21 protein-coding genes are annotated in these 23,613 nt (G+C 59.5%); 12 read left to right on the forward strand and 9 right to left on the reverse strand.

The window, feature by feature from the left end; genetic code table 11:
* Nucleotides 1-87 precede the first annotated feature (87 nt).
* The 6 genes from JI721_RS08670 (at nt 88) to JI721_RS08695 (ending at nt 5,647) form a co-directional block, all read left to right on the forward strand.
* Nucleotides 88-1,938: a spore germination protein gene (locus JI721_RS08670; RefSeq protein ID WP_274454480.1), complete on the forward strand. Its 1,851-nt coding sequence runs from the start codon at nt 88-90 to the stop codon at nt 1,936-1,938.
* A 2-nt stretch (nt 1,939-1,940) separates the two neighbouring features.
* On the forward strand, nt 1,941-3,062 hold the full coding sequence (locus tag JI721_RS08675; RefSeq protein WP_274454481.1) for a GerAB/ArcD/ProY family transporter: 1,122 nt from the start codon (nt 1,941-1,943) through the stop codon (nt 3,060-3,062).
* The gene (locus JI721_RS08680) at nt 3,055-3,231 is read left to right on the forward strand and encodes a hypothetical protein (protein ID WP_274454482.1); all 177 of its coding nucleotides are present in this window, start codon (nt 3,055-3,057) and stop codon (nt 3,229-3,231) included. Before JI721_RS08675 ends, JI721_RS08680 begins: the two co-directional genes overlap by 8 nt.
* A 116-nt stretch (nt 3,232-3,347) precedes the next feature.
* Nucleotides 3,348-3,815, forward strand: a complete 468-nt coding sequence (rnhA, locus tag JI721_RS08685; RefSeq protein ID WP_274454483.1) for a ribonuclease HI — start codon at nt 3,348-3,350, stop codon at nt 3,813-3,815.
* Complete coding sequence (gene queG / locus JI721_RS08690; RefSeq protein WP_274454484.1) at nt 3,812-4,972, forward strand: tRNA epoxyqueuosine(34) reductase QueG; 1,161 nt, start codon at nt 3,812-3,814, stop codon at nt 4,970-4,972. Before rnhA ends, queG begins: the two co-directional genes overlap by 4 nt.
* Before the next feature lie 81 nt (nt 4,973-5,053).
* Complete coding sequence (locus tag JI721_RS08695; protein WP_274457763.1) at nt 5,054-5,647, forward strand: methylated-DNA--[protein]-cysteine S-methyltransferase; 594 nt, start codon at nt 5,054-5,056, stop codon at nt 5,645-5,647.
* On the opposite strand, the gene JI721_RS08700 is transcribed toward JI721_RS08695, so the two are convergent.
* From JI721_RS08700 to JI721_RS08710, 3 genes are all read right to left on the reverse strand, one after another.
* A complete protein-coding gene (locus tag JI721_RS08700) occupies nt 5,644-7,074 on the reverse strand; it encodes a phosphotransferase (RefSeq protein WP_274454485.1) in 1,431 nt (476 codons plus the stop codon). The genes JI721_RS08695 and JI721_RS08700 overlap by 4 nt on opposite strands.
* A 140-nt stretch (nt 7,075-7,214) precedes the next feature.
* The gene (locus JI721_RS08705) at nt 7,215-8,300 is read right to left on the reverse strand and encodes an isocitrate/isopropylmalate family dehydrogenase (RefSeq protein ID WP_274454486.1); all 1,086 of its coding nucleotides are present in this window, start codon (nt 8,298-8,300) and stop codon (nt 7,215-7,217) included.
* A gap of 37 nt (nt 8,301-8,337) precedes the next feature.
* On the reverse strand, nt 8,338-9,102 hold the full coding sequence (locus JI721_RS08710) for an IclR family transcriptional regulator (RefSeq protein ID WP_274454488.1): 765 nt from the start codon (nt 9,100-9,102) through the stop codon (nt 8,338-8,340).
* A 292-nt stretch (nt 9,103-9,394) separates the two neighbouring features.
* Here JI721_RS08710 and JI721_RS08715 point away from each other — a divergent pair, with 292 nt between their 5' ends.
* The 3 genes from JI721_RS08715 to JI721_RS08725 are packed head-to-tail and all read left to right on the forward strand — an operon-like array spanning nt 9,395 to nt 11,661.
* Nucleotides 9,395-10,411 (forward strand): amidase domain-containing protein, encoded by a 1,017-nt coding sequence (locus JI721_RS08715; RefSeq protein ID WP_274454489.1) that lies wholly within the window; start codon nt 9,395-9,397, stop codon nt 10,409-10,411.
* 24 nt (nt 10,412-10,435) lie between these two features.
* Nucleotides 10,436-10,894: a tRNA (cytidine(34)-2'-O)-methyltransferase gene (locus tag JI721_RS08720; protein WP_274454490.1), complete on the forward strand. Its 459-nt coding sequence runs from the start codon at nt 10,436-10,438 to the stop codon at nt 10,892-10,894.
* Nucleotides 10,895-10,947: 53 nt separating this feature from the next.
* Nucleotides 10,948-11,661, forward strand: coding sequence for an HAD family hydrolase (locus tag JI721_RS08725; RefSeq protein ID WP_274454491.1), 714 nt, complete (start codon nt 10,948-10,950; stop codon nt 11,659-11,661).
* A 139-nt stretch (nt 11,662-11,800) separates the two neighbouring features.
* On the opposite strand, the gene JI721_RS08730 is transcribed toward JI721_RS08725, so the two are convergent.
* From JI721_RS08730 to pdhA, 5 genes are all read right to left on the reverse strand, one after another.
* Nucleotides 11,801-12,349, reverse strand: coding sequence for a hypothetical protein (locus JI721_RS08730; RefSeq protein WP_274454492.1), 549 nt, complete (start codon nt 12,347-12,349; stop codon nt 11,801-11,803).
* A gap of 270 nt (nt 12,350-12,619) precedes the next feature.
* Nucleotides 12,620-14,029, reverse strand: a complete 1,410-nt coding sequence (lpdA, locus tag JI721_RS08735; RefSeq protein ID WP_274454493.1) for a dihydrolipoyl dehydrogenase — start codon at nt 14,027-14,029, stop codon at nt 12,620-12,622.
* A 3-nt stretch (nt 14,030-14,032) separates the two neighbouring features.
* Nucleotides 14,033-15,406 (reverse strand): dihydrolipoamide acetyltransferase family protein, encoded by a 1,374-nt coding sequence (locus JI721_RS08740; RefSeq protein ID WP_274454494.1) that lies wholly within the window; start codon nt 15,404-15,406, stop codon nt 14,033-14,035.
* A gap of 28 nt (nt 15,407-15,434) precedes the next feature.
* Complete coding sequence (locus JI721_RS08745) at nt 15,435-16,412, reverse strand: alpha-ketoacid dehydrogenase subunit beta (RefSeq protein WP_274454495.1); 978 nt, start codon at nt 16,410-16,412, stop codon at nt 15,435-15,437.
* Between the two features lies 1 nt (nt 16,413).
* The gene (gene pdhA, locus JI721_RS08750) at nt 16,414-17,478 is read right to left on the reverse strand and encodes a pyruvate dehydrogenase (acetyl-transferring) E1 component subunit alpha (protein WP_274457765.1); all 1,065 of its coding nucleotides are present in this window, start codon (nt 17,476-17,478) and stop codon (nt 16,414-16,416) included.
* A gap of 287 nt (nt 17,479-17,765) precedes the next feature.
* On the opposite strand from pdhA, the gene JI721_RS08755 reads away from it, so the two are divergent.
* The 3 genes from JI721_RS08755 to yhbH all read left to right on the forward strand — a co-directional run bounded on the left by JI721_RS08755 (nt 17,766) and on the right by yhbH (nt 21,804).
* Complete coding sequence (locus JI721_RS08755) at nt 17,766-18,545, forward strand: alpha/beta hydrolase (RefSeq protein ID WP_274454496.1); 780 nt, start codon at nt 17,766-17,768, stop codon at nt 18,543-18,545.
* Nucleotides 18,546-18,847: 302 nt separating this feature from the next.
* Nucleotides 18,848-20,746: a PrkA family serine protein kinase gene (locus tag JI721_RS08760; RefSeq protein ID WP_274454497.1), complete on the forward strand. Its 1,899-nt coding sequence runs from the start codon at nt 18,848-18,850 to the stop codon at nt 20,744-20,746.
* Between the two features lie 38 nt (nt 20,747-20,784).
* On the forward strand, nt 20,785-21,804 hold the full coding sequence (yhbH, locus tag JI721_RS08765) for a sporulation protein YhbH (protein ID WP_274454498.1): 1,020 nt from the start codon (nt 20,785-20,787) through the stop codon (nt 21,802-21,804).
* 23 nt (nt 21,805-21,827) lie between these two features.
* Here yhbH and JI721_RS08770 read toward each other — a convergent pair whose 3' ends face one another.
* Nucleotides 21,828-23,375 (reverse strand): recombinase family protein, encoded by a 1,548-nt coding sequence (locus JI721_RS08770; protein ID WP_274454499.1) that lies wholly within the window; start codon nt 23,373-23,375, stop codon nt 21,828-21,830.
* Nucleotides 23,376-23,613 lie beyond the last annotated feature (238 nt).

The following is a 23,613-nucleotide window of genomic DNA, read 5'->3' on the forward strand; positions in this document are numbered from 1 at the left end:
GTTTCCCGTCGCACCCTACGCATGGAATGACAGAACGTGCCGCCCCGTTCGGCGGGGCCTCAAATTCAATGGCGGGGGAGCAAATCTGTGCAAATTCCAGCCTGGATGAAACGAGCGCTGACCATCGACGATAACCTGCTGGACACCCAGTTCTCACTTTCAGAGGAAGCGGACAACTCGCGCCGCGGCGCAGCGGTGGACGGGAGCCGCGGGGACGGACGAAGCGCCGAAGCTGGGCGAGAGGGTGACGCTGGGCGAGACGGCGCAGCGGAAGCACCGGTGCATGTGGAGGCCCCCATCCGTCCGGTGCCGCTGAAGGCCTGGTTCGCACAGGAACCGCATCGTGAAAAATCCGGGGAAGGCGGGGACGACCGTGATCATATCAACCCCGTGTTGACCCGTTCCAGGGCTCGCATCGAGGAAATCTTCCACCTCCCGAAAAACAAGGACGTGATTGTCCGCGATTTCACGATTGGCACCCCGCGGGGGTGGCCTGCGTTCGCGGTATTTGTGGACGGGATGTCACAGACCCTGCTCATCAACACGCACATCCTGGAGCCCCTCATGCTCCTGAGCGAGGGCGTGAGCCATAGCCGAGGCGGCGACGATGCAGGGCCGGGGTCCGTCGATCGCCTGAAAACCGTCCAGATGACCCTCCTGCCGGGCAACCAGCTCTCCGTCGAGTCATCGTGGGAGAAGGTGGTGCCCGCGATTCTGTCGGGATCGACCGCGGTCTTTGTCGACGGCTGCGACGCGGCCCTCATCGTGGAGACCAAGGGATGGGAGCACCGGTCGGTCAGCCCGCCGCTGACGGAGGCAGTTGTGCGCGGCCCGCACGACGCGTTTACCGAAAACTTTCGCGCCAACACGGCGCTGGTTCGAACGCGGCTGCGCAGTGAACACCTCGTGACCGAAATGATGTCCGTTGGCCGGCTGGGACGAACGGACGTGGCCCTGATGTACATCGAAGGCCTGACCAACGAACGCCTCGTCGCGGAAGTCAAGCGCCGCATCGAAGGCATTGACGTGGACTACCTGCCCGACAGCGGGCTGCTGGAGCAGTTTATCGAGGACAACCCATGGATGTCCGTGCCGCAGGTGGATTCGACCGAGCGGCCGGATCGTGTGGCGCACATGCTGTCCGAAGGTCACGTCGCCATTTTTGTGGGCAACAGCCCGTTTGTTCTCGTGGCGCCGGTGGTGTTTTGGACCATGGTGCACTCGCCCGAAGACGCCTACCTGCGCGTCCCGTTTGGGACCTTTCTGCGGATGATTCGCTGGATCTCGTTGTTTATTGCCATCCTGCTGCCCGGCATGTACATCGCGGTGACCAATTATCACCCAGAAATGCTCCCGACGGGCATGCTGCTTGCCATCGCGGCAGCGCGCGAGCAGGTGCCGTTTCCCGTGCTGCTGGAGGTGTTGCTGATGGAATTCGCGATTGAACTGATTCGCGAGGCGGGTATTCGCATTCCGTCGGCGATTGGACCGACGATCGGCATCGTTGGGGCGTTGATCATCGGCCAAGCCGCCGTTCAGGCGGGCATTGTCAGCCCGCTGTTGGTCATCATCGTGGCGGTGACGGCGCTCGCTTCGTTCACCATCCCGAACTACAACCTGGGTTTCGGCGTGCGCATCCTGCGCTTCGCCTTCCTGTTTGCAGCCGCATTCTGTGGGTTCTACGGCATCGCGCTGCTGTTGTGCGCGGTGCTGACCCGACTGGCGGTGCAGAAGTCGTTCGGCGTTCCCTTGCTCGCACCCGTGGTGCCCAGCATGGACACGTCTCCGGACGTCCTGGTCCGCGGTCCAGCCTATACCATGAACCAGCGCCCAACTTACCTGTTCACCAGAAAAAGCTGGCGCCAGCAGCCCGTGACCCGGCCCTGGAGTCCAAATACCCGGCAGCAAAGCGCCGCGAGTCGAAAGGAGAAGCGATAGTCATGCCGGCTGACGTGCCCGAACGGACCAGTGTGGGCGGGAAAGAGCTAACCGCGATGATGACCCTGTTTGTGGGGGTCAACGTGTTTTTGAACTACCCCCAGTACGTGTCCACCAGCGGGTTGGAGGCGGGGTGGATGGTGCCGCTTCTGTCCGGTGCCATGACCCTCATCCTGTTTCTTATCGTGGAAGCCGTTTTGAAGCGGCACTTTCCAGGCATGGACATCGTCGAAGTGGTGAAGGAGTCCTGCGGGCGGTGGATCGCGATTTTGGTCGCCCTCGTGATTGTCGTCTACTTTCTGGTTTCGACAGCCAATGTCATGCGCCAGTTTACGGAGAACGTCATCACAACGGTCCTTCCGTCCACACCCATCCTGATGGTCGGGGGCCTGTTCGTGGTCGTCGTCAGCTATATTGCCTACTGCGGGCTGGAAGGCATCGCCCGCATTTCCTACTTTCTTCGTCCCATTCTGGTCATTGGCACGCTGCTGCTGTGCGTGTTGACGGTGAACTGGTGGATTCCCAGCGACCTTTTGCCGTTCTGGGGAAACGGCGTCTGGCAGGTGGTGGATGGGTCGCTCAAGTACTCCTCGATTTTCATCAATGTGCTGCTGCTGTGCGTGATTTACCCGCACGCGCACGACCCGGGCTCACTGCGGCGGGTGGGGGTCACGAGCATTGCGGCCTCCAGCCTGCTGCTGGCGGCGTTTCTCGTCACGTACTACATGGTATTTCCCGCCGTGACCGCCTACACGGCGCAGTTTCCGATGTATCAGCTCGCCCGCATCATTGCCATTGGCCGATATGTTCAGCATGTAGAAAGTCTGTTCGTGTTCATGTGGGTCACAGCGGCAGTCGTCAAGATGGCCATCACCTTGTGGGGGGCAGGCTACCTGTTGGCCAGCGCCTGCGGCTGGCCGAGTTTTCGCCCAGCCGTGGCTGCGCTGGGGCTCATCGCCTTCTCTGGCAGCTTGCTGCCGTCGAACGTGGCGCAGGCCATTCAGTTCGATCGCGACGTCCTGCTCTCCTGGGGCTGGACGATTGTCTTTGGCCTGCCCGTCGCCATCGCGCTCACTGGCCTGCTCCGCGGCAAACCGGCGAAAAGGAGGGCGAAGCATGCTTAAGTTCATTGTGGCGATGCTGATTCCTTTGTGGATCGCGATTTACACCGTGTCCTTTGCGCGGTGGCTGCAGCGCCGCAAAGACTCGTTTGCGGCATGGATTTCTGCGTATCTCCTGTCCATCGTGTCGCTGGGGGTGTCCGGCGTCGCGCTGTGGCGCATCTTCACGTGATGCTGCGGCGGTCGCGAAGAAATGTTGGGGTCCCGCGCTGGTGGAAGACAAATGACGTCGATGGGAGACGACCTGTGCAGCAACCCAGGCTATAATGAGGGTGGAGGCGATGACCGATGCCTGAGACGATAGAAACGATGGATACCACAGACGGTCAGACTGTGACGATTTATACAGATGGGGCTTGTTCCGGAAATCCTGGACCTGGGGGCTGGGCCGCGGTGCTTCAGTTCGGCGAGCATGTCAAGGAAGTGTCTGGCGGTGAGCCGCACACCACCAATCAACGCATGGAAATCAGGGCCGTGACGGAGGCGCTGCGCTGTCTGAAACGGCCGTGCAAGGTGGTGGTGTACAGCGATTCCGCCTACGTTATCAACTGTTTCCGGCAGCGCTGGTATGAGGGCTGGCGGCGCAACGGATGGAAGAACAGCAAGGGTGACCCTGTGCAAAATCGTGATTTATGGGAAGAACTGCTGGCGGAAGTGGCCAAGCATCAGGTGCAGTTCGAAAAGGTGAAAGGGCACGCCGGCGTGGCCTGGAATGAACGCTGCGACGAATTGGCACGGCAGGCGGTACCGCAGTGACTGTCGTCACGCTGGCGCAGCTGCGGGCGATGGGGGAGGCGATTGGCGCTGCGGCGATTGGGGCGACGCCGGCCGACCCGTTTCCCGAGATGCAGCCTCGCCTGGAGGCGTACCGCGATCGCGGGCTGACCGGGTACGAGTGGGCGGAGACGAGTGACCGGGTCGACCCGCGGCGGTGGCTGCCGAGTGCCAAGTCGCTGATTTCGGTCGCTGTCGCGTACCTCACGCCGCAGGCCCAGGCGACAGCCCGGCGACATCCGCAGGGGGGCTTGCACGGCCAAGTCTCCGTTTATAGTTATGGCATCGATTATCACCACGACTTGCGGGACCGGCTGCACACGCTCCACGGCCTGCTTGAGGAGGCCGTGGGGCATCCCGTCGAAGCCAAGGCGGCGGTCGACACGTCGCCGCTGGTGGACCGCCGCGTCGCGGAGCGGGCCGGCATTGGCTGGGTCGGGAAGAACTGCATGCTGTATGTCCCGCCGTACGGATCGTTTGTCTTTCTCGGCACGTTGTGCGTGGACATCGAGATCGAACCCGCCCCGTCGGAGCAGGCCTCGCACTGCGGCACCTGCACGCGCTGCCTGGAGGCCTGCCCCACCGGGGCACTGCTGGCGCCCGGGGTGATCGACGCGCGGCAATGCCTGTCCTACGTGACGCAGATGAAAGGCGTGATTCCCAAGCCCTATCGCACGAAGTTGGGGCGACGGGTGTGGGGCTGCGACACTTGTCAGTGGGCCTGTCCGGAAAACCACGGCGTTCTGTACGCACAAGACCCAGCCTACGTACCGCAGGGGGAGTTGGCATACCCCGAGCTCATCGAGCTGCTGACCTTGAGCAATCGAGCCTTTCAGCGCAAGTTTGGGCAGACGGCGATGGCCTGGCGGGGGGTTCGTACCCTGCAGCGCAATGCCCTGATTGCCCTGGGCAACTGTGGGAACCCCCAGGCCGTGCCGCACATCCTCCCGTTCTTGCGGCACGAACGCGAAGAATTGCGCATCAGCGCTGCGTGGGCGCTGTCTCGTTTGCAGACAGCCGAGGGACGGGCCGCTGTGGCCGCAGCCTATCAAGAAGAGCGTTCCGAGGCTGTACGCGAAGAGATGGCATGGGCGCTGGATGGCACCGCAGCGCAGCATGAGGCGGCGAAGGGAGTCTGAGAAACCATGGCAAACGGAGTGAAACGGGTATTGCAGGTCGCGCCGACGACAGACGCGGAAGAACGAGCCGAGCAAGAACGGGTGTTGGCGCACCGGGTCCTGCAGTCGCCGCTGGGCACCCTGCGCGTCACGGCGGATGAGGCCGGCGTCTGTTCGATTCACTGGCTGGTGCCGGCAGATGCCGCTTTGGCGGATGCGCCCGAGCTCGGGGAGCGGGCCGACCTTTGTGCGGACCCGCAGGAGGCGGACCTTGCTGCAGACCCTTGCGAGGCCACGGCCGGGGGGCGGGCTGCCGCGCACTGGGTCAACGAGGCGGCGGCACAGCTGGCAGCCTACTTCCGCGGCGAAAGAGCGACTTTTACGGTCCCGCTGTCGATGCGCGGGGGGACGGCTTTTCAAAAGGCGGTATGGAACGCACTGCTGCAGATTCCATACGGGGAAACACGCTCCTACCGGGACATTGCTGCCGCAATCGGCAACCCGAAGGCCGTCCGCGCTGTCGGCCAGGCCAATCGCGCCAACCCGGTCCCCATCCTCGTTCCGTGTCACCGTGTGATTGGCCAGAGCGGCGCGCTGGTCGGCTACGCGGGGTCACAGGTGCACTTGAAAGCAAGCCTGCTGGCGCTGGAGCAGAGCCGCCAGGCGCTCGACCTGGACCAGCCGGCGCAGCATTAGGACTGAAGGCGGGTGATTTCATCCGCCAAGGCGGACAGAAACGCCTGCCGGCGGGGCTCTTGAGACTGGTAGGCCTGCAGTTCATCCACCTGAAACGTGTCGCGCATCCCCTGGTACCGGGTGCGGGCCAAGCGCCATGCGCGGTAGGGGAAGCGCAGCAAGGCCGTGACGAGGTCGTACTCTCCGGGCGTGATGGTCCGTACCGTGTCGTAGTGCAGGAAGCAGGCGTACGCGGCTTGTGCAGACCAGTACTGTTGCTGCAGGGACCTGCGAAGCAAGTGTGCCAAATCCAGCACACGCGGCGCATAGGTGGCCAGGTCCAAGTCAATGAGGATGATTCGTTTTTCCAGGTCGTATACGAAATTCCCCGGAATGACATCGAGATGGCAAATGCCCGGCCGCTTGGCGTCTGCTTTCAAGAACGCTTCGCAGGAGGTTTGTTGTACCAGCTCGAGACTGTCGTCAGCGTCCTGCCGCAGCGCTGGCGCGAGCTCCAGCAAGGTGGTGTCAAATCGGTCGGGATCACGCTTGCGCTCGGCCTCGGCCAGGATGCGGTACAGTTCATTTCTGCGCCGGCGAATCATCCGGACGAGGTCGAACTCCGGCTGCGCGCTGTAGGCTTCCGAGGTAAAGCCGCGGGTGGCCTCGTGAAAGCGCGCCAGGACGTGTGCGATTTGGCCAACCTGCTGAACCGACGAAAAGTTGGCTTGCTGGCCGGGAATCCACTGGGTGGCGTAATAGACATGTTCTTTGCGCGTCACGTACGGTTTGCCCTTGCGCGTCAGCGCAAGCGGCGCGAACGCCTCGAATCCGTGCTTGCGGGCGTGATCCATCAGGTGTTTGACAAAGGTCACGCGGCCTGGGCTGAGATTGGTTTGTTTCAACGCGAAGTCTCCCTCGGGGGTGACCACGTGGATGACGCCGCGAAAGGCCTCTGCAGATGTCGGCTGCCAGGTGTATTCATCGAGGACGGACGTCGCGAACCCAGCTTGCCGCACCACGGCGTACACCCGTCGCTGCGTGTGGTCGACGGGCTTGCGCGCCGGGTTGGCAGCCTGGGTACCCCGGCCGCTCTGCGGGGGCAGCATGTGCGCCGATTCGGCCGATCCGCGGCGGACCTCCGGCGCTTGCTCGGCGCGTTTTGTGCTTGTGGCGGCTTGCACCGGTCGCTGCCAGTCCGCTTCAGTCCCGCGTGCATGCGGCGCCGTGTCCCGTGCTCCGGACGACGCACGGGCGCGGCCCAATCCGGCATCGCCTGCGGTGGTGGCGTTATGTGCGGACGCCTCGCCGGAGGGCTCCTTCGCAGCCTGCCCCATTTGTGACTGTTCCAGTTGTACCTGCAGAACGTACGGTGTCTTTGCAAAGTCTCGCAGCGCGAAACGAACCCACTCCTGCATCTGCTTGTTGCTTCGCCGCACTGGCTTCACCCACCCTTCTCCCATTGGGCGCTCTGTTCAGCGTATTCGAACCGGTGCTTACATGGGTGGGCAGACGCACAGAAGACAAGCGAAGGGGGCCGATCCCGACTTGGCATCAGCCCCCTCGTCCAACTTGTATGGCTTGTTGTTTACAGGTTGTCGCCCAAGGTGCTCCAAATTTCAAGTTTCTGCCGCACCCGGCGCACGACCTCGTCGGTGAACTCCGTCGTACTGGCGCCGCCGCCCAGGTCAGACGTCCGAATGCCGTTCATGACGGCTTCCAGTGTGCTTTCGTAAATGGCGCGCGATGCAGAGGCCAACACGCGGTCGTTGCTGTACGAGAGCAAGGATGCACCCGCCAGAATCATGGCCATCGGATTCGCGACATTCTTTCCGAACAGGGATGGTGCCGTACCATGCGGCGCTTCCGCCATCACAACTTCCGGCAGCCAGTTCTCATTGAGGGACAGCAGGATGGACTCTGACCCCGCAATGGACCCAAACATCTGCAGAACCAGGTCGGACAGGCAATCGCCGTCCCGGTTCAGCGCTGGAATGACCAGCGGTTCGCCCGCCTTGACCAGCAGCAGCGCGTAGGTGGCATCAATCAGCTGCGGTTCATAGGCCACGTCGGGGTAGCGCTTGGCGGCTGCGTCCAATTCTTCCTTGAACATGCCCTCGTACACAGGGCTCACCGTGAACTTGGGGCCTCCGAACACTTTCGCGTGCAGCTTGCGCGCGTGCAAAAACGCATACTCCGCGACTCCGTGGCATACTTTGCGGGAGATTTTCTCGGTCCGGAACGCGACTTCGTCGCCGTCGCCGTCTTCCCGCCATTCCTTGGCGCCATAGGCGTCGTCGACGGCCATGCGGACGACGGAAATGGGCGAGTATACGCCGACCGGCGGCGCGATCCCAGGAATGCGGCGACCTGTCCGGACGATGACCGTTCCGTTGATTTCACTTCGCAAAATGGCGTTTGGACTGCCGACGTCACCTTTCTCTTCCGGTGTAATCGTGGCTGCCTTCAAGCCATAGCCGTACTCGCGCATGGCCTTCGCAGCTTCGTGAACCACGCCGTTCTTCGTTTTCCGCCGATTCTCCAAACTGAGATCAAAGCGCAGCAGCTCCAGCTCTGTACCAATCACATCGGGGGAGAGCACACGAAGCGCTTGCTCCAGCAATTCTTGACCTGTTTGGTCACCCTCCATGACGACGACCGTTGGTTTTCCCAACGAAACCACCCCGTTTTGCGTTCCCGCGTCTTTGGCTTCAACGCGAGAGCAATTTTGTAAGAAAAACTGCAGATTGCTTCACGGCCTGGATGTGTTCCTGCATTTTCACAGGCGTGAACCGTGACACCGGACCGGATACGGACAGCGAGGCCACCAGTTCGTGGTTCTTGTCGAACACGGGCGCCGCCGCGGCTGCCGCTCCTGTGTCCCGTTCTTGAATGCTGGTCGCGTATCCGTCCCGTCGAATGACCGCCAGTTGTTTCAGCAGGTCTTCCCGGTCAAAGTCCGGCGGCATGGATGCATCCTGGAACACCTGCTCCAGAACAGACGAATCCGCAAACGCCAGCAGCACCTTACCCGAGGCGCCAATGTACAACGGGTAGGTTTTCCCGATGATCGCGACATTACGAACTGGCTCCTGGCTGTCCACGGCCTGGATGCGCAATCGCTCGCGCCCGACCCGTACGTAGAGACTGACGGTTTCTCCCGTCCGGTCACGCAGGCGGGTCATCTCTGGCAGGGCAAGCGAGGACAGTTCATCCGACTCGTGCAGGCCGCTGAGCAGTTCAAGGACGCTCCAACCGACAAAGTACTTATCCGAATCGGGATCGCGGCGAACAAATCCCTTCACCTGTAAGGAGGTCAATAATCGGTATACAGTGCTTTTGTGCAGGTTGACTTGCTTTGAGATTTCGCTGAGTGTCAGTCCCCCAGAGGAACGACCGAAACAAAGCAAGATGTCCAGTGCGCGATCGACCGCCCGAACGGTTGCATGTGCTTGAGTGGTCACATCCTCTTGCAATCGAAACCCTCCTGGGCGTTGCGATGGATGAAACGCCATCCCGAGGAGTAGTTTATCACAGCCATGAGGCCCCATCCATGGACGGCACAGAACCGTCATCTTTCCACACATACGCGGCAAATCTGAAAAATTCGTGAATGTGTCGCAGGCGCGTGTCGATGGGCGGAAATCGGGCGTCCACGCGAGCGTCTCGGATGCATCACGGCGCCGCCGCATGCAGCCTCAGCGATAGAGTCACCACCGGACCGATTCGTCATACGTTACAGGTAGGCGAGTGTGGAGGTGGCGTGCAATGAACAACCTGCGGGAACCGCGTCAAACCGAGGCGCTGCAGGAGACCATACAACGATATTTTCAGGAGCGAAACAAGAGCTGGGTAACGGGCGAACTCGCGGGGGTTGTTCAAGCCGCGCGGGTCAAAGACAATGTGCGGGCGCTGCAGGTGCTGTCCCAGCCGCTCAAGTACAAACAGCGGGAAGTGGGCGCCAGGCGCAGCCGGATTTTTCGTGCGCACACGCAGGTCGTCATTCAGCAGTTGGAGCACAATGCAGAGGATGGCGGTATCGACGCCATTGTGGACGAATGTGTGACGTGGGTCTATCAGGACCGGCCGGACTATGGGGTTGAGTCCAGGGGGATTCGCCACTGGCAAAAGTGGGTCTACGAAGATGGTCACTGGAAGCTCGCGGCGGATGTGGCCTCAGACGAACGACGAACCGCCGACGCTGAGGCGGCGGTTTTTCCGACGGTGCCGGACGGACATGCCGGCGGTGTGTGGGGGGATGGCTTTCGCGCCCCGTGCACCACGTATGACCGGGTCCGAGCCTACCGCTACTCGGAATTGTGGTGGAACGGCTTCAACCCGCGCTTTGTCAAATTTGTCGACGACGACTGTACGAACTTCATCTCACAGTGCATCCTCGCGGGCGGGTTCCGGATGACCGGCGGACAGAACCGCGCCAGTGGGTGGTGGTATCGTTTTAGCGGAACGAGCCCGAACGGCAACAACTGGAGTTACAGTTGGGCGATGTCGAACGCACTCTATCAATACCTGGTCAACAAAGGCGGGGCAAATGTCGTTTCTTCCGCCCGGGAGTTGAAGGTTGGCGATCTAATTCTGTACGATTGGAATGGGACAGGGCGATTTGGACACTCGGTCATCGTGGTGGATTTCGATGGACGGGGCGATCCGCTCGTCAACGCGCATACCGTTCCGAGCTGGCATCGTCACTATCGGTATTTGGACAGTCCTGCGTGGACGTCGCGAACGAGGTACGCATATCTGCACCTGCCCGACCAATTGTGCTAGAACCCTGACGAGCGAGGCGAGATCGTGCACATTGTCCTAGTGGAACCTGAAATTCCGGCCAACACCGGCAACATCTCAAGAACCTGCGCGGTGACAGGCTGTGTCCTGCACTTGATTCGTCCGCTCGGTTTTTCGACAGACGACCGGCAGTTGAAGCGCGCAGGGCTCGATTATTGGCACTTGCTGGACGTCCGCTACCACGACTCGATTCAGGAATTGTGGGCGCTGCATCCGGACGCCCGTTTTTTCTACGTCGAGACGCAGGGCAAGCATCTCTACACGGAAGTGACATACGGCCCGGATGATTTTTTGGTGTTTGGGAAGGAAACCAAGGGGCTGCCGCCTGACATCCTGGCTGCCAACGAGGAGACGACTGTGCGCATCCCGATTCGCGACGAAGCCCGGTCGCTGAACCTGTCGAACGCGGTCGCGATTGTCGCCTTCGAAGCCTTGCGTCAAAACGGGTTTCCAGGCTTGCGCTAGGCAGCAGCCGAGACGGACGGCACCCGGTAGGAGGAACCCATCTGACAACCCAATTGACGACCCTGCTGTTTGACCTTGACGGCACGCTCCTGCCGCTGGATTTGAACACGTTTCTCAAGGGGTACTTCGAAGCCCTCGTGCCGAGAATTGCCCATCTCGTCGACCGACGCAAGATCGTCGACCAAATCATGCAGGCCACACAAGCGATGATGCTCAATGAAGACGCGTCATTCACGAATGAAGAAGTCTTTAAGGCGTCGTTTTTTCGGATCGTTGACGTGCCGGAAGAACAAATCTGGCCAATATTCGATGCGTTTTACCGCGAGGCGTTTGGGGAACTGCGTCATCTGACACAGCCCAGCCCTATTTCTCGGGAAATATGTCGAACGGCGGTCGACAAGGGGTATCAGCTGGTTCTGGCCACGAACCCCATTTTTCCTGAACAAGCCGTTCGCCACCGCATGGCGTGGGCGGGCATTGAGGACATTCCGTTCGACCTCGTCACCGTGATGGAAACATCGCACTTCTGTAAGCCCAATCCGAAGTATTATGTTGAAATCATGGACAAGCTCGGCGTTACGCCGTCGCAATGCATGATGTTTGGAAACGACATACAGGAGGATGGTGTCGCCGGAACCCTTGGGATGCAGACGTTTCTCGTGACAGACTGGCTGGTCGATCACGGCGCCCCCCACATTGCGTTCACCCACCAAGGTACCCTGGCGGACGTACGGACGTTTGTGCAGTCCTTGCCGGACATGGCCTGAGACTGACTGAGATTTTTTCGTCAAAAGGGTGAAAAGGCCGCCTGCTGGTGTCAGGCGGCCTTGTTTCCGAAGTTGCAGCATGCGCCGTGCGCTGCTGCCGGGTGTCGAATCATCACCGCACGATGACCGCGGCTCACACTCAGTTCGACAGCGTGAACTGGTCAGGTTTCGTCCAAGCGCTTTGCGTCATGCCGTTTCTGACCATGCCGTCGCTGCGGACATCAATCCAATACAGTGCAGCCACATGGTTTGACATATTGTCAGCATACTCCAGCGAAATGTAGGTCATCCCGTTGCTGTCCGTATGCGTGCCCTGCGGGATGGCGACCGCGTTTTTGTCCGTCTTCAGAAGGTTTTGGATGCCAGGAATTTGGTTGGCAATCCGAATCGCATCCGCAGCGGTGAAGGCGGACTCGCTGTCCGTCGCGCCACCCGGAGCGGTCGCGTTGGTTGTATCATTGGACGGACTCGATGGCGTGGAGGTGTTGGCAATCGTGTTGGCCGGTGGATTGGACGCAGCGTCAGAAGCGTTGTTCACGGTCTGATTTGCCGGCGTGTTCGAGCCCGCTGCAGGTGCGCTCGCGGGTGCAGAAGCCGCACTTCTGTGACTGAACACGACCACACACGCAATTGCGGCAACGCACAGAAGGCCAACGGCGCCGAGAAACCATCTGGCTGTTTTGCTCAAGGATAAAACCTCCTATCTAGGTGCGCACATTCGAGCCCCGGCCTTCAATCCGTTGCTCAGCAACGATACATCTGTCGCCAACAAGATTCGACACCCGTCGTCAGAATCCCTTTACGCGCTCGTGACAACACCTTGAACAAGGATGCGCAGCAAGGGGCAGCACAAATGGAAACAAGGGCGTCCCTCTTCCGGAGCGTTTCGCATTCGCGCTGCAGCGAAGGAAGAGGGACGCCCTTTTCTCTTACTGTTGTGTCGTGGTTGTGCCGTGTGTTACTTGCTAATCACATGAATCGGCGAACCCAGCGCAACCTCAGCCGCCTCCATCACCATCTCACCCAAGGTCGGGTGGGCGTGAATCGTCAGGGCAATGTCCTCAAGGGTCGCGCTCATTTCGATGGCCAACCCGAGTTCTGCGATGATGTTGGATGCTTCGATGCCGATGACCTGTGCGCCGACCAGCAGGCCGCTCGCCTTATCGGCAATCAGCTTTACGTTGCCGCCGTCCGCGCCGAGCGCCACGGCACGGCCGTTGGCAGCGTACGGGAAGCGGCCAATCGCGATCTCGCCGTATTGCTCTTTCGCCTCGGCCTCACTGAGACCAACCGTGGCGATTTCCGGATCGGAGAACACAACTGCCGGGATGCAACGATAGTCGACCACGCTCGGCCGGCCAGCAATCACTTCCGCTGCAACCTTGCCTTCGTAGGAGGCTTTGTGGGCGAGTGCCGGTCCGGGCACGATGTCGCCAATGGCGTAAATGTTCGGCACGCTGGTCCGGCACTGCTCATCGACCTCGATGAGGCCTTTTTCGCCGATCTTCACGCCAATCGACTCCAGCCCCAGCTCATCCGTGTTCGGGCGGCGGCCGACGGTGACCAGGATGTAGTCGGCAGTGACCGTCTTCTCTTCGCCGTTCACCGTGTAGGTGAGTGTCGCGGAGTTTTCGTCTTCCTTCACCGACTGCGCCATGGCATTGGTGTAAATGTCGACGTCGTACTTCTTCAGGTTCCGCTGCACCAGGCGGGACAGCTGAGGTTCGAAGGTCGGCAGGATGGAGTCGGTTCCTTCGATGATGGTCACCTTTGATCCAAACTTGGCATAGGCTTGGCCCAATTCAATGCCGATGTAACCGCCGCCGATGACCACCAGCCGTTCCGGCACATGGTCGAGCGACAGCGCTTCGGTCGAGGAGATGACCCGCTTGCTGAACGGGATGGACCGCAGTTCAATCGATCGCGATCCGGTTGCGATAATGCAGCTCTTGAACTTGAAGCGCTCGCTCTCGTGCTCCTTCATGACGCGGACTTCGTCCGGCTTGGAGAAAAACACCTCACCCTGCACGAAGTTGATTTTGTTGCCCTTAAACAGGGTGTTGACGCCGCCCGTCATTTTGTCGACAACGGACTGTTTCCATTCCTGGACCTTGGCAAAGTCCAGACTCGCGCTCGTTTCTACGCCTGGGAACGGGGATTCCTTCGCGGCCTCGTAATGATGCGCGGCAGAAATCAGCGCCTTCGACGGAATGCAGCCGCGGTTCAAACAAACGCCGCCGACTTCAGCCTTGTCCACAACCGTAACCTGCTTGCCCAGCTGTGCGGCCCGGATGGCGGCGACATAGCCGCCAGGACCCGCACCAATCACCAGGACATCGACTTCTTCCGTAAACTCTCCAACTACCAATGCCTACACCTCCATCAGGAGCAGCCGTGGATTCTCCAGCAGCCGCTTGATGTCATTGACACATTGCTGCGCCAACACACCATCAATCATGCGGTGGTCAAAACTCAGCGAGAAGGCCATCATATGCGCTGCGACAACTTCACCATCTTTGATGATGGGGCGCTCTGTGATGCGTCCGACACCCAGGATGGCCAACTCCGGATAGTTAATCACTGGCGTGAAGAACAGTCCGCCGGCAGAGCCGATGTTCGTAATGGAAATCGTGCTGCCTTTGAGCTCGTGCGGCGCCAGTTTTCCGGCGCGGCCGCGCGCGGCCAGGTCGCCGATCTCGGCTGCGATCTGCCACATGTTCTTTCGGTCCGCATCCCGCACCACAGGCACCAACAGGCCGCGGTCCGTGTCGGTCGCGATTCCGATGTGATAATAGTGCTTCACCACCAGCTCCTGGCGCTCTTCGTCGTAAGTGCCATTGAGGGTCGGGTGAATTTTCAGTGCGGCGACCAGCGCCTTGACAATGAACGGCAGGTATGTGAGCTTGATGTCGCGCTCGGCGGCCAACGGCTTGAGTTCCTGGCGCAGCTTGACCAGCTCGGTCACATTGGCCTCGTCCATGACGGTCACGTGCGGCGCCGTATGTTTCGACTTGACCATGGCCTGTGCGATGACTTTGCGAATCTGCGTGAGCGGGATGCGCTCTTCGCGTTCGCCTGCCTGCGGCCCTGTGGCTGTGGTTGCAGCGGCAGGTGCCTGGGCCTCGGTCGCAGCCTCTGCGGTCGTTTGACCAGCCGTGTCCGCCTGTCCGCCGGCAGCGGCGGTTCCGCCCTGCAGGAATGCGTCCACGTCCGCCACGGTAATTTTACCATTTGGACCGGTTCCGGTCACTTGCGCGATGTCCACGCCATGTTCGCGCGCGTACTTGCGTACCCCAGGCGTCGCCAGCACTTCATGGGCGGCGCTGTGCAGCGCGGCGGCTGGGCGTTCAGCTTGCGCAGCGGCTGCGGGTGTCTGAGCCGGGGTGCTTGGCGCAGGGGCCGCGGGCTGCGGTGCGGGGGACTGCGTCGCTGCAGCCGCCGGGGCACTCGCGGGTGCTTCCGGAGCCGCCGCAGCCGGGGCGGCGGCGCTCGCGTTGCCTTCGCCTTCCACTTCAAACGTGATGAGCAGGTCGCCGACCGTGGCGACGGTGCCCTCTGCCACCTTGATGTCTTTCACGACGCCGTCCACTGGACTTGGCAGTTCGACGAGCGCCTTATCGTTTTCCACTTCGGCGATTGGGTCGTCCTCTTTGACCGTGTCGCCCGGTTTCACCAGCCACTTGTCGATCCGGCCCTCATGCAAGCCTTCGCCAAGCTCTGGCAAACGAAATTCGTACATGCCCAAGGTGTTCACCTCCATCCATCATCGCTGATTACAGGCTTAACGCTTTTTCCATGCCGGTGCCGACCTGCTTCAAATCCGGCAGCCACTCGTCTTCAATCAAACCGAACGGATACACAGTGTCAGGCGGCGCGATGCGCAGCACGGGACCTTCGAGGTGGAAAATTGCATGTTCGTTGATCTGTGCAATCACTTCCGCAGCGACACCCGCCGTCTTCTGAGCTTCCTGCACAACCACGGCCCGGTGGGTCTTCTTCACAGACGTGACGATGGTCTCAATGTCAATCGGGCGAATCGTCCGCAGGTCGATGACTTCTGCGTCAATACCTTTGGCCGCCCACTCTTCTGCGGCCTTGAGCGCCGTTTGTACCATGGCCCCATAGGCAATTACGGTGATGTCCTTGCCTTCGCGACGCACCTTGGCTTTGCCGATGGGCACGGTGTAGGCGTCCTCCGGCACTTCCTCGCGGAAGGAACGGTACAGCTTCATGTGCTCCAGGAAGAAGACCGGGTCGTCGTCCTGCAGCGCGGCCAAAAGCAGTCCTTTCGCATCATACGGGGTGGACGGCACGACCACCTTCAGGCCGGGCGTTTGCGCCAGCAGCCCTTCCAGGCTGTCCGAGTGCAGCTCCGGCGTCTTGACGCCGCCGCCAAACGGCGCGCGAAACACGATGGGGCACGAGAAGCGGCCGTTGGTGCGGTACCTAACGCGCGTGGCCTGGCCGCAGATTTCATCCATGGCCTCAAACACAAACCCAAAAAACTGAATTTCCGCGATGGGGCGGAAGCCCTGCAGTGCAAGGCCGACCCCGAGGCCTGCGATACCGGACTCGGCCAGCGGGGTGTCAAACACGCGGTCGGCGCCGTACTTCTGCTGCAACCCTTCGGTCGCCCGGAACACACCGCCGTTTTTTCCGACGTCTTCACCAAAAATGAGCACGCGGTTATCTTGCGCCAGCGCCACATCCATTGCGTTGGTGATGGCCTGGATCATTGTCATTTGCGCCATCTTACTTTTCCTCCCTTGCAGCCCACTCTGCGCGCTGCCGAATCAGGTCGTCCGGCAACTGCGCGAACATGGAGTCAATCAAGCCCGTCACGGTCATCTTTGGGTATTCATCCGCCTTCTTCAGTGCGTCAGCCACGGCGTTCTTGGCTTCTTCGATGACGCCTTCCTCATCTGCCTCCGACCAGAGGCCCTTCTTTTCGAGGAACTTGCGGAAGCGAACCAAGGGGTCCTTTTTCTCCCACTCTTCTTCGAGGTCCTTGGTGCGGTAGCGGGTTGGGTCGTCGCCGCTCATGGTGTGCGGACCATAGCGGAAGGTCAGGCTCTCGATGAGGGTCGGGCCGTCTCCTTCGCGTGCCCGTTCGACCGCCTCGTGTGTCGCCGCGTAGACCGCCAGCACATCCATGCCATCGACCTGAATCCCCGGGATCCCGGCTGCAATGGCCTTCTGCGCGAGCGTCTCGGCAGCCGTCTGCAGACGCACAGGCACCGAAATCGCGAACTGGTTGTTCTGCACAATAAACACCGCAGGCAGGTGGAATGCACCCGCGAAGTTGATGCCTTCGTAAAAATCGCCTTGAGACGTACCGCCGTCACCGGTATAGGTGATGGCGACGCGGCGCTCTTTCTTCAGCTTGAAGGCCATCGCCACGCCCGCGTTCTGAACGTACTGGGCGCCAATGATGATTTGCGGCGGAAGGATGTTGACGTCTTCCGGAATTTCGCCGCCGTGCTGATGGCCGCGCGAGAACAGAAACGCCTGATACATCGGCCAGCCGTGCCAAACCGCCTGTGGCACGTCGCGGTACGCAGGGAGGATGAAATCTTCCTTCTTCGTTGCGAATTCGCTGCCAATCATCGACGCTTCCTGGCCTGCGACGGGAGCATAGAAACCAAGTCGTCCCTGGCGGGTGAGTTTGACGGCGCGTTGATCCCACACCCGCGTAAAGACCATGCGGCGCATCAACTCGCGCAGCTGCTCGTCGGACAACTTGGGCATGGCCTCCTGGTTGACGACGTTCCCATCTGCGTCCAGAATTTGCAGGTAAGGAACCGGTTTCGTTTCCATGACAAGACTCACGTTGGTCACCTCTTCTTATCGGTTCATGTCCGTGGATGGAAGGCATGCTTGGCGATTCCATCGGGTAAGGGTCGCTTGCTGGACGATTGATACAGTCATTACATACTATATAATACAGATGTCTTGACGGGTTGACAATGCTAGAAAATATCCCGTAAAACTGTTCTGTTGTACGGGAGTTGTAATATATAACAGAGCATCGTTGTGATACAACAGTCTGATGGGCATGCAGAGACACAGGGTTTTAAACATGCTGCTAAAGGAGGCATCACCTCATGACCAGCCAGGAGTCGCACCTCAATTTGGACCCGCAGTATACCCGCCGCGTGATGGAAGCACACACCTATTACAGTACCCACTTACAGGAAGAACGAACCATTAAGGTCTGTCTTCCACCGAACTTTGACCCGCTGCGCCGCTATCCGGTGGTGTACTGCCACGACGGGAACGAGTTTTTCACGCATGGACGCATTGCGACGATTGCCAACCAACTCGTCGCCGAAGGGAAGATAAGCCCCCTGCTGATTGTCGGCATCGCTGTCAACTTGCCACGCCGGACAGATGATTATGCGAGCGACGGGGCGCGCAGCGGTGCCTACCAGTCGTTCGTGCTGGAAGAGTGTCTGCCGTTTGTGGAAACGCGCTACCCGGTGGATGTCCGGCAGCGATTCATGGCGGGGGTTTCGCTGGGGGGCGTGGCGTCCCTGCTGTTGGCGATGCGGGCACCCGACGTTGTGAACAAGCTGCTGCTGTTCTCAGGCGCTTATTACGAACACATGCAGCACAAAGCTGCGGCGCAAGCATCGTTTGACTTTCTGCAGGCATATATGATGGTCGGGACGAAGGAGACGGCCCTGAAAACGTCGCACGGCACCCAGAACTTGCTGGCGCTCAATCGGTCGATGCGCGACCTCCTGGTCACGCGAGGCGCAAGAGTGGCCTATCGGGAAGAGGAGGGTGACCACGTGTGGGGGTTTTGGCAGACCTGGCTGCCGGACGCACTGATGTGGCTGCAGACGGTCGTCCACTCCGAGACTGTCCACCCCGAGGAATAGCCGTCCTCGGCCAACCCTGCCGACTTGCAGGGGTTCACTGGTTTTTCAAGCGGTCCAACACGGTCGTTTAGGGACATCCCGCATACATTCTGCATATTGTGAAAATACGCCATGGCGTCGTCAATCCCAGCCGCGCGACGGATTTGGACACCCGCGCGGCGGGCATGTGGCCAAGGGGGGCTCGAATATAGTCAGATAAGCGCCGTGTCGCACCTTCTCTACGGTCGAGGAGGATGGGACCGGCCATCCTGGCCTCGAACCCGACTCCATGGGCGATTGGCCCAAACAAAGGGGGATGTCGTATGGGCTTTTTGGATCGCATTCACGCTTATCGGGCCGAGGAAGAGGAACTGCAGTGGGAGGGCACGTTCGCAGACTACCTAGAGCTTGTCGCACAGAATCCGCGCATCGCGGAGACGGCCCACGCCCGTATCTACGATATGATCGCGGAAGCGGGAATTGACACAGACGCTGAAGGTCGGCGCCGTTATCGCTTCTTTGAAACGGAACTGTACGGACTGGACGCCACCCTGGAGCGGTTGGTCGAAGAATATTTCCATGCAGCGGCACGGCGGCTTGATGTGCGCAAACGCATCTTGTTGTTGATGGGCCCCGTCAGCGGGGGCAAGTCCACCATTGTCACGATGCTCAAACGGGGACTGGAGCAGTACAGCCGCACACCAAACGGCGCGGTGTACGGCATCAAGGGCTGCCCGATGCATGAAGAACCGCTGCATCTGATACCGAACGAATTAAGACCCGAGTTCGAACAAACGTACGGGGTGAAAATCGAAGGGAATCTCTGCCCGTCCTGCCGGCTGCGGCTCGATACGGAGTACCACGGGGACATTGAACAGTTTCCCGTTGAACGTGTGATTCTCTCGGAAGAGCGGCGGGTTGGGATTGGCACGTTCAGTCCCTCGGACCCGAAGTCACAGGACATTGCGGACCTGACGGGCAGCATCGACTTCGCCACCATCACCGAGTATGGTTCCGAGTCTGACCCGCGGGCGTATCGTTTTGACGGCGAACTCAACAAAGCGAACCGCGGCCTGATGGAGTTCCAGGAAATGCTCAAGTGCGACGAGAAATTCCTCTGGCACCTGCTCAGCCTGACGCAGGAAGGGAACTTCAAGGCGGGGCGGTTTGCGCTCATCTCTGCGGATGAAATGATCATTGCGCACACCAACGAGTCTGAATACCGAGCCTTCGTAGCCAACAAGAAAAACGAAGCCTTGCAGTCGCGCATGATTGTGATGCCGATTCCGTACAACCTGAGCGCAGATGCAGAAGTCAAAATATATGAAAAACTTGTCCAGCAAAGCGATTTGCGTGACGTGCACATCGCGCCGCACGCGCTGCGTACGGCCGCCATCTTCTCCATCCTGACCCGGCTGAAGGAGTCGAAGAAGCAAGGGGTCGATTTGCTGAAAAAACTGCACCTCTATAACGGACAGACCGTCGAAGGCCTGAAGGAAGCGGACTTGAAGGAACTGCGCGAGGAGTTTCCCGACGAAGGGATGTCCGGGCTCGACCCGCGCTACGTCATCAACCGAATCTCCACGGCGCTGATTCGCCGGGACACCACCTGCATCAACGCACTCGACGTGCTGCGCGCCATCAAGGACGGACTCGACCAGCACGCGTCGATTTCCAAGGAAGCGAAGGAACGTTTACTCAATTTCGTTGCAGTGGCCCGCAAGGAATACGACGAACTGGCCAAGACGGAAGTCCAAAAGGCGTTCGTGTACTCTTTCGAGGAGTCGGCCAAGACGCTGCTCGAGAACTACCTCGATAACGTCGAAGCGTACTGCAGCTGGCAGAAAATTAAGGACCCCTTGACCGGAGAAGAACTCGACCCGGACGAGAAACTGATGCGGTCGATTGAGGAGCAAATCGGGATCTCCGAGAATGCGAAGCGCGCCTTCCGCGAGGAGATTTTGATTCGCATCTCGACGTACGCCAGACGCGGGAAAAAGTTCGAGTACAACTCGCACGAGCGGCTGCGCGAAGCCATCGAACGCAAGTTGTTCGCGGATTTGAAGGACGTCGTGAAGATCACGACCTCGACCAAGACACCGGATGAGCAGCAGTTGAAGAAGCTGAACGAGGTGGTCGCGCGGCTGATTGATGAACACGGGTACTGCCCCGTCTGCGCCAACGAATTGCTGCGGTACACCGGCAGCCTGCTGAACCGTTGACCGAGCAGGGCTTGACCGACATGAAGGGGGGATCGACGATGGCGAACATGGCGTTCAGTTTGCAGAAAGAGGATTGGTCCTTGCACCGGAAAGGCCACCAGGACCAGGAACGGCACAGGGATAAGGTGAAGGAAGCCATCAAGGAAAACCTGTCGGATTTGGTCAGCGAGGAAAGCATCATCATGAGTGACGGGAAGCAAATCGTCAAGATTCCGATTCGGTCGCTGGAGGAGTACCGCTTCCGGTACAACTTCAACAAAAATCGGCAGGCGGGTTCCGGGGACGGAGATTCGCAGGTTGGCGACGTGATCGCAAAAGGCCGTCCCGACGGCCAGCAGCCGGGCGCGGGCCCGGGTGCCGGAGATGTGCCGGGCCAGGACTATACAGAGGCCGACGTGGCCCTGGAAGACATTGAGACGGTGCTGTTCGCGGAGCTCGAGCTGCCCAATTTGAAGCCCAAAGCTCCTGAACAGGTGGTCACGACCGACATTGATTTTCGGGATGTGCGCAAGAAGGGGCTGATGGGGAACATCGACAAGAAGCGCACTCTGCTCGAGTCGATTCGCCGCAACCAGATGGAGGGTCGCGACAAACACCGGATTCTGCCGGACGACCTGCGGTTCAAAACCTGGGACGACGTGACGAAACCAGACTCAAACGCCGTGGTCCTGGCGCTGATGGACACGAGCGGATCGATGGGGATGTTTGAGAAGTACTGTGCACGGACCTTTTTCTTCTGGATGACGCGATTTTTGAAAACGAAGTATGACAACGTCCAGATTCGCTATATTGCGCATCACACCGAAGCCAGGGAGGTCAGCGAGGAGCACTTCTTCACCAAGGGCGAAAGCGGCGGAACCATCTGCTCGTCGGCGTATGACTACGCCCTGCGGCTGATTGACCGCGAGTACCCGCCAGACCGCTACAACCTGTACCCGATTCACTTCTCCGACGGTGACAACCTCACGTCGGACAACGAAAAGTGCTTGCGCTTGGTGACGGAGTTGTGCGGCATTGCTCAGATGTTCGGATACGCAGAGGTGAATCAGTATATATGAGCATTATATAACCAAACGGCGCGTCAAAGTCGCAGGTGAATTGTCAATTCGAATTGATCGCGCTTCGTCCATTCCTGCTTGCGTGTATACTCCACTCGTTCAATCACGGATTTGAGAAGGTCATTTTTCTCCTTCGCCGTCAGTGCCCTCTCGTAGTTCTTCAGTACGCTGACCAGGCGTGGATGGATGTCCGTCGCCTGGTTTGCTCGTTTCTCCAGGTCCGCGATTCGCTCCTTGACATTAGAAAGTTCTCGTTCAGTCGCCTCGAGGCGCTCGGTGATGACACGGTTGCGCTCCAGAAACGTATCCGCATCGTATATGCCGCGCTCCAGGAGGTCGTGCAGGTTATTCCGTTGCACCCGCAGTTCCTCCATGGATTTCTGCAACTCGTTGGCCTTGCGCCGACATAATACGAGTTCACCATCATTCTTGCGTTTTCGACCCTGTTTGTATGTAAATTTAAAGTCCGCCAGCATCTGCCGCAGTGTGTTGAGGATGCGTACTTCTACAGAGTCGAACGAGATCCCCCGGGTGTTACACCCTGGCGTCACACATAGCAATTGGTCGTGAGGCCGATTATAGCGCGGGCGCCGGTGCATGACGTGCTGGCATTGTGAGCAGATCACGATCGATGCCAACGGGTTTGTGAGCGTCCTTTTGTCCGACACTTTGGGTTTTCGCGAAACAGCCTCCTGATAGCGTGCATAGGTCTCCTCGTCGACCAACGGCTCGTGTGCATTCTCGTTGACGATCCAGTTGTCTTTCGGTTGTGGGTTACGGTCATATCCTCGGTTGCCGTCTGTGCGCTTGCTGTACCGGACACGTCCCCATACGATGTGTCCACGGTATACAGGATTCTTCAGAATGGAAAAGACGGAAGAGGGTTGCCAAAAGGGGCGGCCAGACGGAGATGGGATCCCGAGTTCGGTGAGCTTGCGGGCGATAATTTGTTGACCCAGCCCATCAGCTGACCACTCAAATATCTGGCGTACAATGGGCGCAGTTTCCGGATCGGGGTACAGCTTGAGGTCTTCGCCGCGCATGTAACCATACGGCGGTTTCTTGGCGACGTGTTTTCCGTCGCGCGAACTGTCGCGCCGACCGCGCTGCATACGCCGGGTGATAATTTTCAGTTCGCGCCGGGCCATGAATGCTTCAAACTCGCTCCATTCTTCATCCATCTCGTCCTCAAGGTTGTACACCTTACGCGGTGTGATGATGAGCGTGCCAGACGACTTAAAGGCGTCCTGGATGAGCCCTTGGTCGATCATGTTACCTCGTCCCAAGCGGTCGATGTCCATGCACAGGACTGCCGAATATTTGCCTGATTGCACTGCGCTCAGCAGTCGTTGCATCTCGGGGCGGTCCAAGATTCGTTCACCAGACACAATCTCCTCGTAAATATCAACGATTCCGTATCGCTGCCGCTTAGCCAACTCCATCAACGTGCGACGGTGTTTCGACAATGTCTCGCCTTCACCGCGCGCTTCGGCGTCCATATCCGCACGCGACTTTCGAAGGTACATAGCCATATTTTCAAGATCCGTTGGGAAACCGGCGTACGGTGCCATTGAGCTGCCTCCTTGCCGTGGGTCGTACTCAATTATACGCACGACCCATGTTGAACAGGAGGCGTTTAGCCGCCCCAGTCAAAGTCCTCGGTTTCGACGGGCACAATGTCCGCGAACTCGGCGAAGATGACGCAGTCCAGCATGCCGACGATGTGAAAGTCGGTAAGCTCCAAACGAATCGGATAATCTGATGCACAATGCATTGGTTCTTGAACAGTTTCTCCGCGAGAAAAAATTG

It is taken from the genome of Alicyclobacillus cycloheptanicus, assembly GCF_028751525.1.
GTDB classification, from domain to species: Bacteria; Bacillota; Bacilli; order Alicyclobacillales; family Alicyclobacillaceae; genus Alicyclobacillus_L; species Alicyclobacillus_L cycloheptanicus.